We start from the raw sequence: 14,805 nt of genomic DNA on the forward strand, positions 1-14,805 counted from the left end.
AAGATTGATGTTGAGGTGCAGGATTACTCCCAGCAGGCCCGCTCCGCCGGTGATGATGCTGATGCCGCCTGCTACATCTACGCAGATGTTGACGGTGCTAAGGCGTGGGGCGTGGGCATCGCCGGGTCCACCACCCGCGCATCGGTGAAGGCGATCGTCTCTGCCGTGAACCGTGGACTGAAGGTCCAGGTTTCGCCTGGCATGTAGCAGGTCGCTTCACGACGATTGCCTCCGCCGGGGAGGGCTAGCTGGCCAGTTTGCTCTCTGTCGCCAATAGAGTCAGGGCAGCGAGCAGCTGGTCGCGGCGCATCGCCCCAACGAGGAGGCGGTGGTAGTCACACTCATCCGTCTTTGCATCGTCGGTGGCGCTGCAGATGGCAAGGCGGGACGCATCGTCGTTTTCCACCACTGTTTCGGCGGCTTGTGCGAAAGCATCCAGTTGCGTATCCGCTGGCAATTCCCCGTCAACCATGGCCAATGCTCCTAGGGAGTGGACTGCGGCCCGGTAGGCGGGGCTACTTTTTGAAACACTCCAGCCGAGGCGCTCAAGAAGACTGTCCAAACTGGTGGATGCTTGCTGTTCGGACTCTTCGCGCCCGCATTCTGCGGTGGAATTTTCGCGCAGCGTGGCGAGCCCCTGGATCGGCAGCCCGCCTTGGTCAAATACGCGAAGCACCTTGCCTATCTCCGCCAAAGAGAGTCGACCGACATCGGAGAGAGCTCGAATCAGTTGAAGGCGAGCTAGGTGGCCATTGTCATATCGGGCCTGGTTGGCCTGGGTCCGCTCCCCCGGAGGAAGCAATCCTTCGCGGAGGTAGAACTTGATCGTCGATACGCCAATACCTGAGAGTTTGCTTAAATTAGCCATGCGCATGTTTTATATTTTACTTAGTTTTTCTTAGTTTTAGGAATAATCCCGAACTGTGCCGCACGCACTCCCTCCTCATCAACCTTTTCCGCGGCCGCCCACCTTAATTAACCAGCGATTTTACTTTTGCGTGGATAGGATTTCGCCAAGAATTCCTCTACACTAGTGTCCTGAAGTGCAGTCGAAGTCACGGGCAAAGTATGTGTAAGATAAATGGGATGTATCGCGCCGATACTCCGCCGCTGCATACGGCGCGGAAACGAACCGAGGAAGTAGTGATGGACCAATGACGCAGTATGTTGTTCCCGATCACGGTCTCGGCGCCGTCCGCAATATTCCAGTGGAAAATATCAACGCGGACGTTGCGCGTACTGTGTTGGAGGAATCCGGCGCTGAGGTGGCTGATGTCGCTGCCTCTTTAACTCCGGACGAATTCTCTCGCGGTTTCCACCTGCACTTTGATGGCCAAATCCTTGGCTGTATCAGTGAATATGACCGCCGCGAGTATCCCGAGCTGGACTGGATCATCTCCGCCGGACTCACTCCGCAGGTTACCGCACGTATCTCCTACGCCTACGCAGGTGCAGAACCGACGATCGTGCTGCGTCTGCCCCGCCCGGGCCTGTGCCTTCCCCGCAACAATCCGCCGGAATCCCCCTGGGTGCTTCTCGACGAAGGCCCTAGCCGCACCGTGAACTTTCTCGATGGTGCGGCCGAGGGGGAGCACAATGAGCGCATGCACCTGCTCGTCGAGTTGCACCCCAAAGGCGACAGCAGACTAACTGCCTCTATTGGTGGGCGTTACATCGGTGACCTCTCCCCGGCAGATTCGCAAGCATTGCATCCCACGGTTTCTCAATTGTCTAGGCGTGGACTGGCCACTTTGGCCCGCTCCTATCACGCGCCTGTTGCGGGGGCGCCGGAGCTAGTCGTCTACGCCGATGACTTCTTCGATATCGACTCTCTGGCAGTGTCGCCGCTTCCCCTCGTCGAAAAGCGGGAGGTGAAGATTGCTCAGGAGGCCTCCGCGCCGACGATGACGATGCCGGCGGTCGTTAAGGAATCGGCTCCTGAAGCACTCGATGACACGACGATTATTCCGCAGGTGGCGCCTGAAATCACACGGTTTAAGGCCGACCAAGATGCTGCGGAAGCCGCGCGCCTTGCCGACGAAGAATTTGAAGCGGACACCCTTCCCAATGAGATGAAGTCTCGCCGCCGATTCTTGGGCGTAGCCGCAGCCGTCGGCGCGGTGGTTCTCGGTGGAACCGCCGTGCTGGGAATCACCGGTTCCCTGCCACTGACAGCGGATAATATCGCCGCTACGTTCGGCGGGCCAGACCGTGATCCGAATGATCGCTTCTTCCCATACTCATCTGGTGATGCCGAACGCGCGGACACCAACAAGGAGGAGGACAAGGGAGACGGCGACGGAGCAGCGGACGCGGCCCGCGAGGAAGCCGAGGAGCGTGAGCGCGCAGAGGCCGACAGTGCTCGTCGTGAAGCACCTGCTGAAGCCCCGGCGCCCGCACCGGAGCAACCAGCACAGAACCCTGCTCCGGCCCCAGCGCCAGCCCCCGCCCCGGCACCGCAGTACCAGGCCCCAGCGCCTGCACCCGCTCCAGCGCCACAGTACCGAGCCCCTGCTCCCGCACCAGCCCCCGCCCCAGCGCCAGCTCCGGCACCTGCGCCCCCGCGGGCACCTGCGAACAATGAGCAGATCCCGAATGAGTACGTGGTTCAGATCCCGGGTGGAGAGATCCGCTCCAACTGGGACCTAGGCCAGCTCCCGTGGCAGCAAACTTTCTAGGTCGGCATCACCGCTACTAGTGATGGCTATGGAACGTGTTGAACCGCGGTTAGCTACAATCTGAACAATGACCACTGAGCAGGAGTTTTCGCACCCGTTTATTGCGGTGCATGTGCAGTCGACGGGGATTCACCCATCGACGGGACGCCTGCTCACTCTTGACGCGGTGACCTTTGATGCCGAGGGGAACACGGGAGAAGAGTTCCACACCATCTTCAATACGGGGGGCGATCCTGGGCCGATCCACCGCCACGGTGTGCCCTACTCCGAATTCTCCCAGGCCCAGCGCTTCTCCTCCCATCTCAAGACTTTGGACAAACTGATCGACGGCCGCACCCTTGTCGTGCATGATGCCCCTCAAGAGTGGGGTTTCATCGTCTCAGAGGCACGCCGCGCCATGAACGCAGCGGCACGCGCGAACCGCTCCCGCAACCGTGGGCGGGGCAGGCGCCGCCAAAGGGTTGGGCACGTTCCACGGCCTGAGGCGATCGTCGATACGCTCGCGTCAACCAGGCGTCGCGGGGTCGCGCTGACTGATACCCGGCTCTACGCGGTGGCCGCCAAGCTGGGGGTTCATGCGCCCAGCCCCATCGCCAGCGTGGACCGGGCTGACCGCCCCGAGGAGGAAACCTCACGCGAGGCAACGCTGGTGCTGGTCGATCTGTACCGCGCGCTTGAGTCTAGCGGCCCCATCGTCTCTTTCGGCCCGAAGGAATTGAACCCCGACCGTTTTGGCCTGCAGCGCACGCATATCCGCGTGGAGGCGGAGAAAGCCGAGCCAGAGCACGAGAACCCCGGGGTCTATGATGTGGCGCGCGGGCTGGCACCAGGCATGGAGTTCGTCGTGAGTGACGATGTGCAGATCGCCCCAGAAGAATTGATCAAAGCCGGGCGCGAGGCGGGCTTGACCTACAGGGAAAAGTTGACACGGACGGCATCTTTGGTGGTAACCAATCTGCGCACTGACTTGCGGGGAAAGGCCATGCACGCGCATCGGAAAGAGATTCCCCTGGTGACAGATAAAGATTTCCTGGCAGCGGTGGAAGAACTCAAGTCCGGCGCATAATTTCGCTATCGTGGACGCATGAGTTCTTCACCTTTAGGCCGGTTGAAGTCGCTACGCACGCGCGTGGCCACCACCGCCGCGAAAGCCGCCACGACGGCCTCGCGCGCCACAGGCCGTGGCGCGGGCGGCATGATTGGTGGCCTGATTGCCGGCGCGATCGACCCGAACATTATGTCTTCGCTTGCCGACGATCGCCCCGCGGTCCTGGTCACCGGCACCAACGGCAAGTCCACCACCACCCGCATGCTGGCGGCCGCGCTGCGTACAAAGTACACGGTGGCCACGAATGATGGTGGCGACAACATGGACGCGGGCATCATCTCCGCGCTCATGGCCTCCCCGGAGGCCAGCCACATTGTGCTGGAAGTTGATGAGCTGCACGTGCCGGCGGTGGCCGACAAGATCAATCCGCAGGCCCTGGTTCTGCTCAACCTATCGCGCGACCAGCTGGACCGCGTCGGTGAGATCAATTCCATCGAGCGCGCGCTGCGCTCCGCGGTGACGGCGCACCCTGATATGACGGTGATCGCCAACTGTGATGACGTGTTGATGACCTCGGTGGCGTGGGACGCTAAGAATGTCATTTGGGTCTCCGCCGGCGCGGGCTGGCTGGGCGATTCCGTGACGAACCCCCGCGGCGGCGGCCACGTAGTGCGCACCGAGGATGATTGGTACGCGGTCAAGCCCCTGCCCAATGGCAGTACTTTCCGACGACCGACTCCGGATTGGATCGTCACCCCAGACGGGCTGACCACGCCAGACGGTGAGCTGGTGGCGCTGGATCTGAAGCTGCCCGGAAATGCGAACCGGGGCAACGCCGGGCAGGCAGTAGCCGCCGCAGTTGAGGCGTTTGATGTGGACGTTGAAGCGGCCGTGGCCGCGGCAGAGGGCGTGGATAATGTGGCCGGGCGCTACTCCACCGTCCATCTTGGCGACCGTGAGGTGCACTTCCTCTTGGCGAAGAACCCCGCCGGCTGGCAAGAGGCCCTGTCCATGCTGCACAAGGAGGCCGACGGCCTAGTCATCGCCGTGAACGGCCAGGTTGCTGACGGCGAAGACTTGTCCTGGCTGTGGGATGTTCGCTTCGAAGACTTCGAAGACGTCTCTGTGAAGGCGGCTGGTGAACGTGGCACTGACTTAGCCGTTCGCCTGCTGTATGCAGACATCGACCACGAGCTCATTCACGACCCGATCGAGGCGATACGGGCGTGCCCACCCGGGCGCATCGAGGTGCTGGCAAACTACACAGCCTTCCGTGATTTGAAGCGTGACATCGCGAAGCAGGAGGATTACCGTGACTGATTCACTGACCATTGGCCTAGTTTTACCGGACGTGCTGGGTACCTACGGCGACGATGGCAACGCCCTTGTCCTGCGCCAGCGCGCCCGCATGCGGGGAATGAAGGCGGAAATCCTCCGCATTCGGCTCGACGACGCCATCCCCGAACACTTGGACATCTACTGCATCGGCGGCGGCGAGGATTCCGCCCAAACCTTGGCCGCGGAACACCTAGCGAAAGATAATGGCTTGGTCCGTGCCGCGATTAATCGCCGTCCTATCTTTGCGGTGTGCGCCGGCATGCAGGTGCTTGGCGAGTCTTTCCGCGCCTCCGGCAAGCAGGGCGACGGCATCGGACTGATCGACGCCACCACCCTCCCGATGGCAACCCGCGCCACCGGTGAAGTGACCTCGCACCCCACCCACGCTGGAATTACTGCAGAACTGACTGAGCCTTTGACCGGCTTCGAGAACCACCTCGGCGGCACGGTCCTAGGCCCAAGTGCGGAACCTCTGGGCCGCCTCACCCGCGGCACTGGCAACACCGATTCCGCAAGTACTGCGGATATGATTGCCGACGGTTCCCGCCAGCGCAGCGCCGAGGGTGCCGTGCAGGGCAGCGTGATCGCCACCTACATGCACGGCCCTGCCCTGGCCCGCAACCCGCAGCTTGCAGATCTCCTTCTGGCTCAAGCCATGGGGAAGAAACTCACCGAGTTGGAGCCCCTCGAGCTGCCTGAGGTTGACCGCCTGCGCCTCGAGCGCTTGCGTTAAGCCACAAGCGCCCGGCAGCGCGCGGGCCGGTTCGCCTACAGGCGAAGGCGGCCCGACAGCGCGCGTGAGAGCGTGAGCTCGTCGACAAACTCCAAGTCCCCGCCCAAAGGCATTCCGGAGGCTAGGCGGGAGACCACAAGGTCTGGGAAGTCTTTCAACAAACGGGCCAGATAACTGGAGGTCGCCTCCCCTTCAGTATCGGGGTCGGTAGCCAAGATGACCTCGCTGATCTGCGGGGCGTCCTCCCCCTCACGGTCAGGCAGCACACCGCCGATACGCTGCAGCAGCGACGAAATGTTCAAGTCCTTGGGCCCCACGTTCGCCAAGGGGTCCAGAGCACCCCCGAGCACGTGGAAGCGACCGACGTACTCACCCGTGCGCTCGATGACTTGGATATCCTTGGCATCCTCAACGACACACACCACAGAAGTGTCGCGGCCGGAATCGGCACAGATCCGGCAAATATCATCACGCGAAACGTTGTTGCAGATCCGACAAAATGTCACACCGTCGCGCACGGCCGCTAGTGCGGCACGTAGCCGGTCAATATCTTCGGGGTCGCTCCTGAGCAGGTGAAAGGCGATACGTTGCGCGCTTTTTGGGCCAACGCCGGGGAGCCGCGACAGCTCGTCGATAAGATCCTGTAAAGGCCCTTCAAACATGTGGTGTCCCCTTTCGTCGGAAAGCTGCCGCCTACAGGCAGCCCAAAGGCCAAGCATACAAAACGCCCGGACCAGCCGGGCGTTGGTGTGTCGTGTTAGTGCGAGGCGACTAGCCCATCAAACCGCCGAACAGGTCAGTCTCACCCTGTGGGCCCTGGGTCAGCGGACCAACCTTCTCCTCGGCCAGCTGAGCAGCCTTCGTGTGCGCGTCGCGGTAGGCCGCGAGGATGAGGTCCTGCAGAGTCTCCACATCCTCTGGGTCCACGGCTTCCTTGCTGATCTGAATATCGGTGATCTCTGCGCCACCGGTCATGGTGACATTCACCAAGCCGCCGCCGGCAGAACCCGACACGGTTGCTTCCAGCAGTTCCTGCTGCGCCTGCTGGAGGCGAGCCTGCACTTCTGCGGCCTGGCGGAACAGTTCGTTCATATCCGGCTGCTGTGGGTTAGTCATGCTAAGTGCCTTTCGTTCGCTTGTTTCGCGTGAAGATTTCTTCCTAGTCTACCGGCCGTCTCCCCGCCGTGCCGCCCAGTCGCGTGCGCCCTCAGCGAACACGTTCGCTTGCCGACGAACGGCCATACCGCCGATTCACTCACCATTCCATCGGTGCCCATACCGCTGCGGTGTATGGGCGTTTATCATCACGGGATGATGGAATGATGAGCGAATAGTCTTCCCTGTTCAGGGCTACTTATAGTGGCTTCGCACCGAGTTCTTTTTGCAGCAATTCCATCGCGACCTGAGTCGCATCACGACGATCGAATTGCCCCGGTTCCTGCGCCTGGTCCGCCATCGCCTGTTCCTCATCGTCCTGAGAATAAGGCTGCTGTGGTTGCTGCGGTTGTTGCGAGACAGGCTGGTTCTGCTGGGGTTGTTGCGCCGGCTGCCCCGGCTGGTTCTGCCCGAACTGGTGCCCACCGCGGGGTCGCTGGGGCGCGTCGAAGTGGTCGGGCGGCGGGGGCGCATCCTCATCCATAGGTTCTGGGGGTAACGGAATATCCTCGCGCTCACGCTTTCGACGTTCCCCGGCCCGCTGCGCTGCCTCTCGCGCAATGGACCTCCAGTCATCGGCGCTCTCCGCGTTCGTTGCTTGAGGGCGCTGCTGCTGGGTGGGCTGCGCTGGCGCGGCGCTATCTGCTGGACGCGGATTTTCTCCTGTGGTCTGCTGCCCAGGAATTCGCGCGGGTGCTCCCCAGCCTGTTTGGGGCTGGTTCTGATTCTGCTCCGGATCCGAGGGGGCTGTTACCTCTTCTTGAGACGGAGCGGTGACGGCCCCAACGGGCGGGGCCGGCTCAGGATCCGAATCTGGGTCACTTCCCTGTTCAGAATTCCGCTGGTCCCCGTGAGAAGGCTGCTGTCGCTCCGCTTGAGGATTCCAGACTTCTGGCTTCTTTTCTATGTGGCGAAACCCCGCGGCAGAGGGATCAGTCCCGATGACACACTTCACAGCGATCTGTGTGCCCAACTTCTCAGAGAAGGCAGAAACGATGTCTGCGTTGTTCTTCTCCGAGTTGATCCGCTGCGCCAACGCCCCGGTATTGTGCCCGAGGACGAGGGTATTGTCCTCCATTCCCAGCGGGCGCGCTTCAGTCAGCATAATTTCGGCGACCTTGTTGCGCCCACCCACATACTGGCGCAGCTGGGTCCAGTTTTTCTTGATCCTGCCGAACAGGTCCTCGCTGGTGTCAGCTGCAGGGGCAGTAGGCTTCGGCTGCGCAGTCGGCTCAGCTTGCTGTGGTTGCGTCTCCTGCTCAGGTTGCTTCGGCTGCTCAGGTGGCTCCTGCTGCCGCTGTTGCTCCCGCTGCTCGGTTTGCTCGGGCGCCTTTTGTTCTCTGCGTTCGGGTTCAGGTTGTGCCTGCTGCTGGGGCTCAGTCTGCCGAGGTTCAGGTTGCGCGGGCTCCTGCTGGGGCGCAGGCTGTGCCGGCTGCTGCGCCTGCGGCTGTGCCGGCGCCGACTTGGCCGGCTCTGGCCGTGGTGCTTGGCGCGGAGCTGGTGTCGACGAGCTCTTCGTCCGACCCGCAGCCGCGGCCGCCGCGGCCTGGGCAGCTGCAGCTCCTCCCCCGCGTGAGGCCTGGCCAGCAGGTTGCTGAGGTCCTGCCCCTGCAGGCTGCGTAGCACCGGCCACCGGCGCTGCGCCCGACGTTGCCGGCACAGCAAGCAGGTGGGCCACCATAATCTCCAGCAGCAGCCGTGGGCTGGTCGCACCTCGAAGGCTCGAAATCCTCTCATTCACCTCGGAGGCAAGCTGCGCCAACCGCGGGCCAGTGAAACGGGAGGCCTGTTCAGTAAGTAATTGAGCGCGATCCGTCGGCGCATCAACGAGCCCTTGGCCGAAAGCATCAGGCACGGCCTGAATGATCATCAAGTCACGCAGACGGTCCAGCAAATCCAGGGCGAAGCGGCGCGGCTCATGGCCTGCTTCAATCACATCATCGACCGCCTGGAACGCGCCAGCACCATCGCTGTCGGCCAAAGCGTTCACGATGGAGTCAAGCAGCCCAAGATCGGTCACACCCAATAGTGGGAGCGCCTCATCATAGGTCAAACCATCTGGCCCGCTACCTGCAAGAAGCTGATCCAGAAGCGAAAGGGTATCGCGCGGCGAACCTCCTCCGGCGCGGATGATCAAGGGGTAGACATCGTCGTCGACACGCACCCCCTCAGCCTCCACAGTGCGTTCGAGCAGCTGACGCATTGCCTGCGGGGTCAGCAGGCGAAACGGGTAATGGTGGGTACGCGAGCGGATCGTGCCAATGATTTTTTCAGGCTCCGTCGTCGCGAAGATAAAGATCAGGTGCTCTGGCGGCTCCTCCACGATCTTCAGCAAGGCATTCGCCCCCTCAGTCGTGATCATGTGGGCCTCATCGATGATGAATACGCGGTAGCGCGACTCAGCCGGCGCGTAGTAGGCGCGATCGCGCAGCTCGCGCATATCATCGACACCGCGGTGCGATGCCGCGTCGAGCTCCGTCACGTCTAGGTTGCCGCTCCCACCCGGCGCCAGAGAAATGCACGATGGGCACTGGCCGCACGGCGTGGATGTTGGTCCCTCCACGCAATTCAGCGAACGGGCGAGGATGCGTGCCGACGAAGTCTTGCCGCATCCTCGAGGACCGGAAAACAGGTAGGCATGGTTGATACGCCCAGTGTCTAAAGCAGTGCTCAGGGGCCTGGTTACCTGCTCCTGGCCGACAACTTCCGCAAACGATGCGGGACGATATTTCCGGTATAAAGCCACGCCGTCCACCCTACCCCCTACTCGCGGGTCCACTCCCCCAGGTCTGTTGCCCGCCTGCGCAGTCGTGTCTCCAGGCCATCTAGGCCACGATCACGGGCGATTTCGAATTCGTCGCCGGTCAGCAACACAAGCTCCAGCAGCAACGTCATCCGGCCTGGCTCCGTGAAATTCGGGGTGCCCTGCTCAAAAAGGCGCGGTTCGCGCAACAGGCCGTGGCGCACCGTCAGCTCGCTGTCCGCAACCTCCGCCAGATGCGATCGTTCCACCAGCCCCGGCAGCAGCGTGCCCGGCTGCCCCGGAATCCCGCCACCTGCTTCTTGCAGCATGTCGCAAGCGGCAAGAAGTGCGGAGGCGAGCTCAACATCGCTTGCCGACGAGGACGTCACGACGATCTCTGCGCGCACCTCTGTCTCCTGGTCCGCCTCGATGACTAGGCCGGTGTCCACTGTGGAAAAACCACAGCTCGTGGCGGCACGGGCGCCGCCTGAGAGTGTAGAAAAAGCAACGCGACGGCCGTCGATATCAGCAAGGCCGAGCTCTCCAAAGATATTGGAGAGCCAGACTGCTATCTCCTCGCCAGTCACCTAGTTCCCCTGCAACTTTTCGATAGCCGCAAGCAGCACACAGGTGGCCACACCGTCCATCGCCTGCTCTACCTCGTCCAGCGGGGGCAGCGAGGGGGCCAGGCGGATGTTGCGATCGTTCGGATCGTCCTTCAGCGGGAATGAGGAACCTGCCTGGGTCAACGTGATACCCGCGTCACGCGCCAGTTCCCACACCCGTGTCGCGGTCCCATCGATCACATCCAGGGAGATGAAGTAGCCGCCGGTCGGGTGGGTCCAGCGGGCCACTTCATACTCGCCCAGGCGGTTCTCCAAGATCTCCAGCACCGCCTTAAACTTTGGTGCCAAGATTTCGGCGTGCTTTGCCATGTGGGCGCGCACACCGTCGGCATCGCCGAAGAACTTCGCGTGCGCCAGCTGGTTCACCTTGTTCGGGCCGATGCCACGCACGCCTGCGATAGAGGAATACCACTGCAGGTTGTCCTTCGAGGATACAAAGAAGGACACACCGGAACCTGCCTGCGTGATCTTCGAGGTGGAGGTGAGCACCCAGAATCGGTTCGGGTGGCCGGCAGCGGCCGACTTCTCCAGCACGTTGTAGAGGGTGGGGAATTCGTCGGTAAGCGTGTGCACTGCGTAGGCGTTGTCCCACACGATGCGGAAATCTGGTGCCGCGGCCTCCATTGCAGCAAGCCGGTCGACGACCTCCTCCGAGAAGGACACGCCCGTGGGGTTGCCGAAGACGGGTACGGTCCACATGCCCTTGACCTGCGGGTCTTGGGCGAGCTTTTCGACGGCATCCATGTCTGGGCCGTCCTCTAGCATGGGAACGTTGATCATCTCGAAGCCGAGCTTCTCCGTGATGGTGAAGTGGCGGTCATAGCCCGGAACTGGGCAGATCCACTTCACGGTCTCCTCTTCGCGCCACGGACGCTCAGAATCATTGTTGCCGAAAAGGTAGGACCACGCGACCAGATCGAACATGATGTTCAGGCTGGAGGAATCGCCGGCATAAATGTTGTCCACGTCCACGCCCAACAACTCGGCCCAGATCGCGCGGATATCGACGATGCCGGTGAGGTTGCCGTAATTGCGCACGTCCTCACCATTACTAGAGGTATAGGTGCCAGCACCGGGAAGGCCCAGTACCTCGTCGGAAAGATCCAACTGTTCTGCGGAAGGCTTGCCGCGGGTCAGGTCCAGCTTGAGTCCGGATGACTTGAGCTGCTCGTACTGTTCACGGGCCTGGGTGGACAGCTCGTCGAGAGCCTGAGCGTCTAGGTTCAACAGGGACATGTGGTGTTTTCCTTTGTTCTCGTCTTGAGCGTGATCTAAAACGTCTGGGGACCATCGTAGCGCTGAACTATATGCTCCCGCGATGCCAGTTCTGCGGCTAACTAGATGTGCGTCAGTGCGGGCGCCCAGCCTGGTGCACCAGATTTCTGGCCTCGAGAGGGGGAAACGGGCCATAACGGAACCCGAGTTCATACCCTGGGACCCACCCTGGGGCATGCAATCTTCGTCGGTTTGTCCGAAATGTCCGATCGCGACCGGAATCCACCCCCACAACCCTCCCAAACAGCACGTTTGCTTATTGCAAGCACCCCCACTAGCAACATTCGCAATCAAAGGTAATTCTATTCTAAACCCAAAAGGGGGCAACCTATCGGACGGGTCACAAAAACCTCCTTGTAATGCCCCCAGCCTCACCTTAGGGTCATGGCTGTAACCCAGGACACAACACTTCGCCTTCTTGGCGTACAGAACACAACCCCATTAGGAGGGGCGTACATCATGACCGATGTGAACAACATGATTGACCAGCTGAACAACGCTGGCCAGGCAAACGACCCAAACGCAGCAGAAACCAAGTGCCCATACCTCAACGGCGAGATGGATACCCTCTCAGTTGAAGAAGCCCTAGAAATCTTCGGCACCCCAGGCGAGGGTGCGGACGCAGACTTCGACTTCCTGAGCCAGGAATTCGTCGACGACCCTTGGAAGCACTCCGAGTATGCGTTCGAGAACCAGCCAGTGTTCTACTCCCACAAGACCGGATACTGGGTAGTTACCCGTTACGAAGACTGCTTGAAGATCTTCAAGGACACCGACAACTACACCGCGCACACCGCTCTGGAAAAGACGGTCAAGCTTTCCGACGAGAACCAGGCAGTGCTGGACTCTTACGGCTACGACTTCCGCGACACCATCGTGAACACCGACGAGCCAATTCACAACCCTCGTCGTCGCGCGCTTGAGCAGCCATTCATGGTGGACGAGCTGTGCAAGCTCGAGCCAATGGTCCGCGAGACCGTGGACTCCTACATCGACGAGTTCATCGATGACGGCGAGACCGACATCTTCAAGAACTTGCTCCACATCTCCCCACTGACCGTGGCGCTGAAGTTCATGGGCATCCCCGCCGACGACATGGAGAAGATCCACCGTTACTCCCTGGGCCACGCCACCGCCACCTGGGGCAAGGCGACCCTAGAGCAGCAGGCCAACGTTGCGGTGACCAACGGCAAGTTCTGGCAGCACTCCCAGCGCGTGCTGAACAAGCTGCTGCTGGCTGAAGAAAACGAGCCAGGCACCGGCTGGGTCCCTCACTCCATCCGCGCACACCGCGAGGACCCAGAGTCTGTTCCGATGTACTACCTGCGTTCGAAGACCATGTCCGCTGTGACCGCAGCACACGACACCACCGCGAACTCGGCATCGAACCTATTCATCTACCTGCTCTCCGAGCGTCCAGACCTCTGGAACTTGCTCAAGGAGAAGCCAGAGCTGATCCCGAACGCTATCGAAGAGTCCTTCCGCCTCAACGGTGGCTCCCACGCATGGCGTCGCCGCACCCTCAACGAGGTTGAAGTACGCGGTGTGAAGATCCCGGCTGGCGAGCGCGTCCTGCTGGTCACCTCTGCCGCAAACCGCGACCCAGAGATGTTCCCGGACCCACACATCTTCGACCTGTACCGCGACAACGTGACCAAGCACCTGCTGTTCGGCTACGGCATCCACCAGTGCATGGGCCGTAACCTGGCACGTCTCCAGATCCAGATGTTGCTGCAGCAGCTCCTCAAGCGTCTGCCACACATCGAGATGGATCCGAACCAGGACTTCGGTCGCCTGCCGTCCGTGTCCTTCCGCGGCCCTCAGACCATCAAGGTCACCTGGGATCCAGAGAAGAACCCTGAGCGCCACGGTGAGATTTCCGACGAGAACCCAGAGATCGTCTACAACGGCCCATCCCGCGAGCTCAAGACCCGCGAGATGAAGGTCACCAAGGTCCAAGACGTCACCGACAAGGTTCGTTCCATTACCCTGGAGCCTCTCGAGGACATCGACCTGCCACAGGCATTCTCCGGCGCACACATCGAGATCGATGCTGGTGGCCTGAACCGTCAGTACTCCCTGGTCCGCATGACCCCTAAGTCCTGGGAGATTGCCGTCCAGCTCGAGGACGAGTCCCGCGGTGGTTCCAAGTGGATCCACGAAAACGTCAACGAAGGCTCGATCGTCAAGGTCCGCGGCCCTCGTAACAACTTCCGCTTCGGTGTTGACACCAAGAAGCTCATCCTAGTTGGTGCAGGTATCGGCATCACCCCAATGCTGGCCATGGCCGACGAGGCAAAGCGCGAAGGCATCGAGTACGAGCTGCACTACTCCGGCTCCTCCAAGACCAAGATGAGCTACCTGGAGGACATCGTTCGTGACCACGGCGCCAACGCTCACCTCTACATCTCCGACGAAGATAACCGCATGGATATCTCCCAGTTCGCAGACCGCTACGAAGAGGGCGTTCAGCTACTGACCTGTGGCCCAGACCGCTTCACCAACGAGGTTCTCGAGGTGACCAAGGATTGGCCAGAAGACGCTGTTCGTCGTGAGTCCTTCACCGCAACCACGCTGCTGGACCCATCGAAGAACAAGCCATTCACCGTTGAACTGAACTCTACGGGTGTCGAGTACGAGGTTCCTGCGAACATGACCCTCCTGGAGACCCTGGAAAACGCGGGTGTCGAGCTCTACGCGGAGTGCCGCGAGGGCCTGTGTGGTACCTGCGAGGTGGGCATCATCTCCGGTGATGCTGAGCACCGCGACCAAGTACTGACCGCTAAGGAGAAGCAGGCCAACAACTCCATCATGACCTGTGTGTCCCGCGGTTGCGCTGGCGAGAAGCTGGTCCTGGATATCTAACTACCCCGCCACCCGGCAGACACCCTAGAAGGAGAACAGTACTAATGGCACACGTTGACCTGTGGGACATTTTCAAGGACGTTCCAGAAGAAAAGCTAGTTGGACACTTCAAGACCTACCTCGAAGACAGCGAAGAAAAGAACCTGATCGAGGGCAAGTCCACCGAAGAGCTCCGCGAGCTGCTCATCACCGCGTCGACCGGCGCTGAAGATGACTTCTGCGTGACCAAGATCTTCGACTACGCGTTGAAGTTCCTGCGCCACGACGGCTAGCCGCCAGTTCGGCACCTACAGAGGCCGGCTTCCCACCCCACCAGGTGCGAGGCCGGCCTTTGTTTATGCCGC

The 14,805-nt window shown here is 61.2% G+C and carries 13 protein-coding genes; 7 read left to right on the top strand and 6 right to left on the bottom strand.

Annotated elements, in window-relative coordinates; all coding sequences use genetic code 11:
* The coding region (locus ACHFGA_RS03055; RefSeq protein WP_394280961.1) for an alpha-isopropylmalate synthase regulatory domain-containing protein at positions 1 to 207 on the top strand (207 nt) is incomplete at its 5' end.
* Between the two features lie 37 nt (positions 208 to 244).
* Here the strand turns inward: ACHFGA_RS03055 and ACHFGA_RS03060 are convergent.
* The gene (locus ACHFGA_RS03060; RefSeq protein WP_394280962.1) at positions 245 to 874 is read right to left on the bottom strand and encodes a MerR family transcriptional regulator; all 630 of its coding nucleotides are present in this window, start codon (positions 872 to 874) and stop codon (positions 245 to 247) included.
* Positions 875 to 1,154: 280 nt separating this feature from the next.
* Here ACHFGA_RS03060 and ACHFGA_RS03065 point away from each other — a divergent pair, with 280 nt between their 5' ends.
* The 4 genes from ACHFGA_RS03065 (at position 1,155) to ACHFGA_RS03080 (ending at position 5,797) form a co-directional block, all read left to right on the top strand.
* A complete protein-coding gene (locus ACHFGA_RS03065; RefSeq protein ID WP_394280963.1) occupies positions 1,155 to 2,678 on the top strand; it encodes a hypothetical protein in 1,524 nt (507 codons plus the stop codon).
* A 67-nt stretch (positions 2,679 to 2,745) separates the two neighbouring features.
* Positions 2,746 to 3,744: a DNA polymerase III subunit epsilon gene (locus ACHFGA_RS03070; RefSeq protein ID WP_394280964.1), complete on the top strand. Its 999-nt coding sequence runs from the start codon at positions 2,746 to 2,748 to the stop codon at positions 3,742 to 3,744.
* A gap of 18 nt (positions 3,745 to 3,762) precedes the next feature.
* Positions 3,763 to 5,046: a MurT ligase domain-containing protein gene (locus ACHFGA_RS03075; protein ID WP_394280965.1), complete on the top strand. Its 1,284-nt coding sequence runs from the start codon at positions 3,763 to 3,765 to the stop codon at positions 5,044 to 5,046.
* A complete protein-coding gene (locus tag ACHFGA_RS03080) occupies positions 5,039 to 5,797 on the top strand; it encodes a type 1 glutamine amidotransferase (protein ID WP_394280966.1) in 759 nt (252 codons plus the stop codon). The genes ACHFGA_RS03075 and ACHFGA_RS03080 overlap by 8 nt, the downstream gene beginning before the upstream one ends.
* Before the next feature lie 35 nt (positions 5,798 to 5,832).
* Here the strand turns inward: ACHFGA_RS03080 and recR are convergent, their stop codons facing one another.
* From recR to ACHFGA_RS03105, 5 genes are all read right to left on the bottom strand, one after another.
* On the bottom strand, positions 5,833 to 6,459 hold the full coding sequence (gene recR, locus ACHFGA_RS03085) for a recombination mediator RecR (RefSeq protein WP_394280967.1): 627 nt from the start codon (positions 6,457 to 6,459) through the stop codon (positions 5,833 to 5,835).
* A gap of 109 nt (positions 6,460 to 6,568) precedes the next feature.
* Positions 6,569 to 6,913, bottom strand: coding sequence for a YbaB/EbfC family nucleoid-associated protein (locus tag ACHFGA_RS03090; RefSeq protein WP_394280968.1), 345 nt, complete (start codon positions 6,911 to 6,913; stop codon positions 6,569 to 6,571).
* A gap of 238 nt (positions 6,914 to 7,151) precedes the next feature.
* Positions 7,152 to 9,698 (bottom strand): DNA polymerase III subunit gamma and tau, encoded by a 2,547-nt coding sequence (locus ACHFGA_RS03095; protein ID WP_394280969.1) that lies wholly within the window; start codon positions 9,696 to 9,698, stop codon positions 7,152 to 7,154.
* 17 nt (positions 9,699 to 9,715) lie between these two features.
* Positions 9,716 to 10,282: a hypothetical protein gene (locus tag ACHFGA_RS03100; protein WP_394280970.1), complete on the bottom strand. Its 567-nt coding sequence runs from the start codon at positions 10,280 to 10,282 to the stop codon at positions 9,716 to 9,718.
* A complete protein-coding gene (locus tag ACHFGA_RS03105) occupies positions 10,283 to 11,557 on the bottom strand; it encodes an aminotransferase (protein ID WP_394280971.1) in 1,275 nt (424 codons plus the stop codon).
* Positions 11,558 to 12,055: 498 nt separating this feature from the next.
* Here ACHFGA_RS03105 and ACHFGA_RS03110 point away from each other — a divergent pair, with 498 nt between their 5' ends.
* Together ACHFGA_RS03110 and ACHFGA_RS03115 are read left to right on the top strand one after the other, a co-directional pair.
* Positions 12,056 to 14,461 carry a cytochrome P450 gene (locus ACHFGA_RS03110; RefSeq protein WP_394280972.1) on the top strand — a complete coding sequence of 802 codons (2,406 nt, stop codon included), beginning with the start codon at positions 12,056 to 12,058 and terminating at the stop codon, positions 14,459 to 14,461.
* A gap of 44 nt (positions 14,462 to 14,505) precedes the next feature.
* Positions 14,506 to 14,733: a hypothetical protein gene (locus ACHFGA_RS03115; protein WP_394280973.1), complete on the top strand. Its 228-nt coding sequence runs from the start codon at positions 14,506 to 14,508 to the stop codon at positions 14,731 to 14,733.
* Positions 14,734 to 14,805 lie beyond the last annotated feature (72 nt).

This window comes from Corynebacterium sp., assembly GCF_043426755.1.
GTDB lineage: Bacteria > Actinomycetota > Actinomycetes > Mycobacteriales > Mycobacteriaceae > Corynebacterium.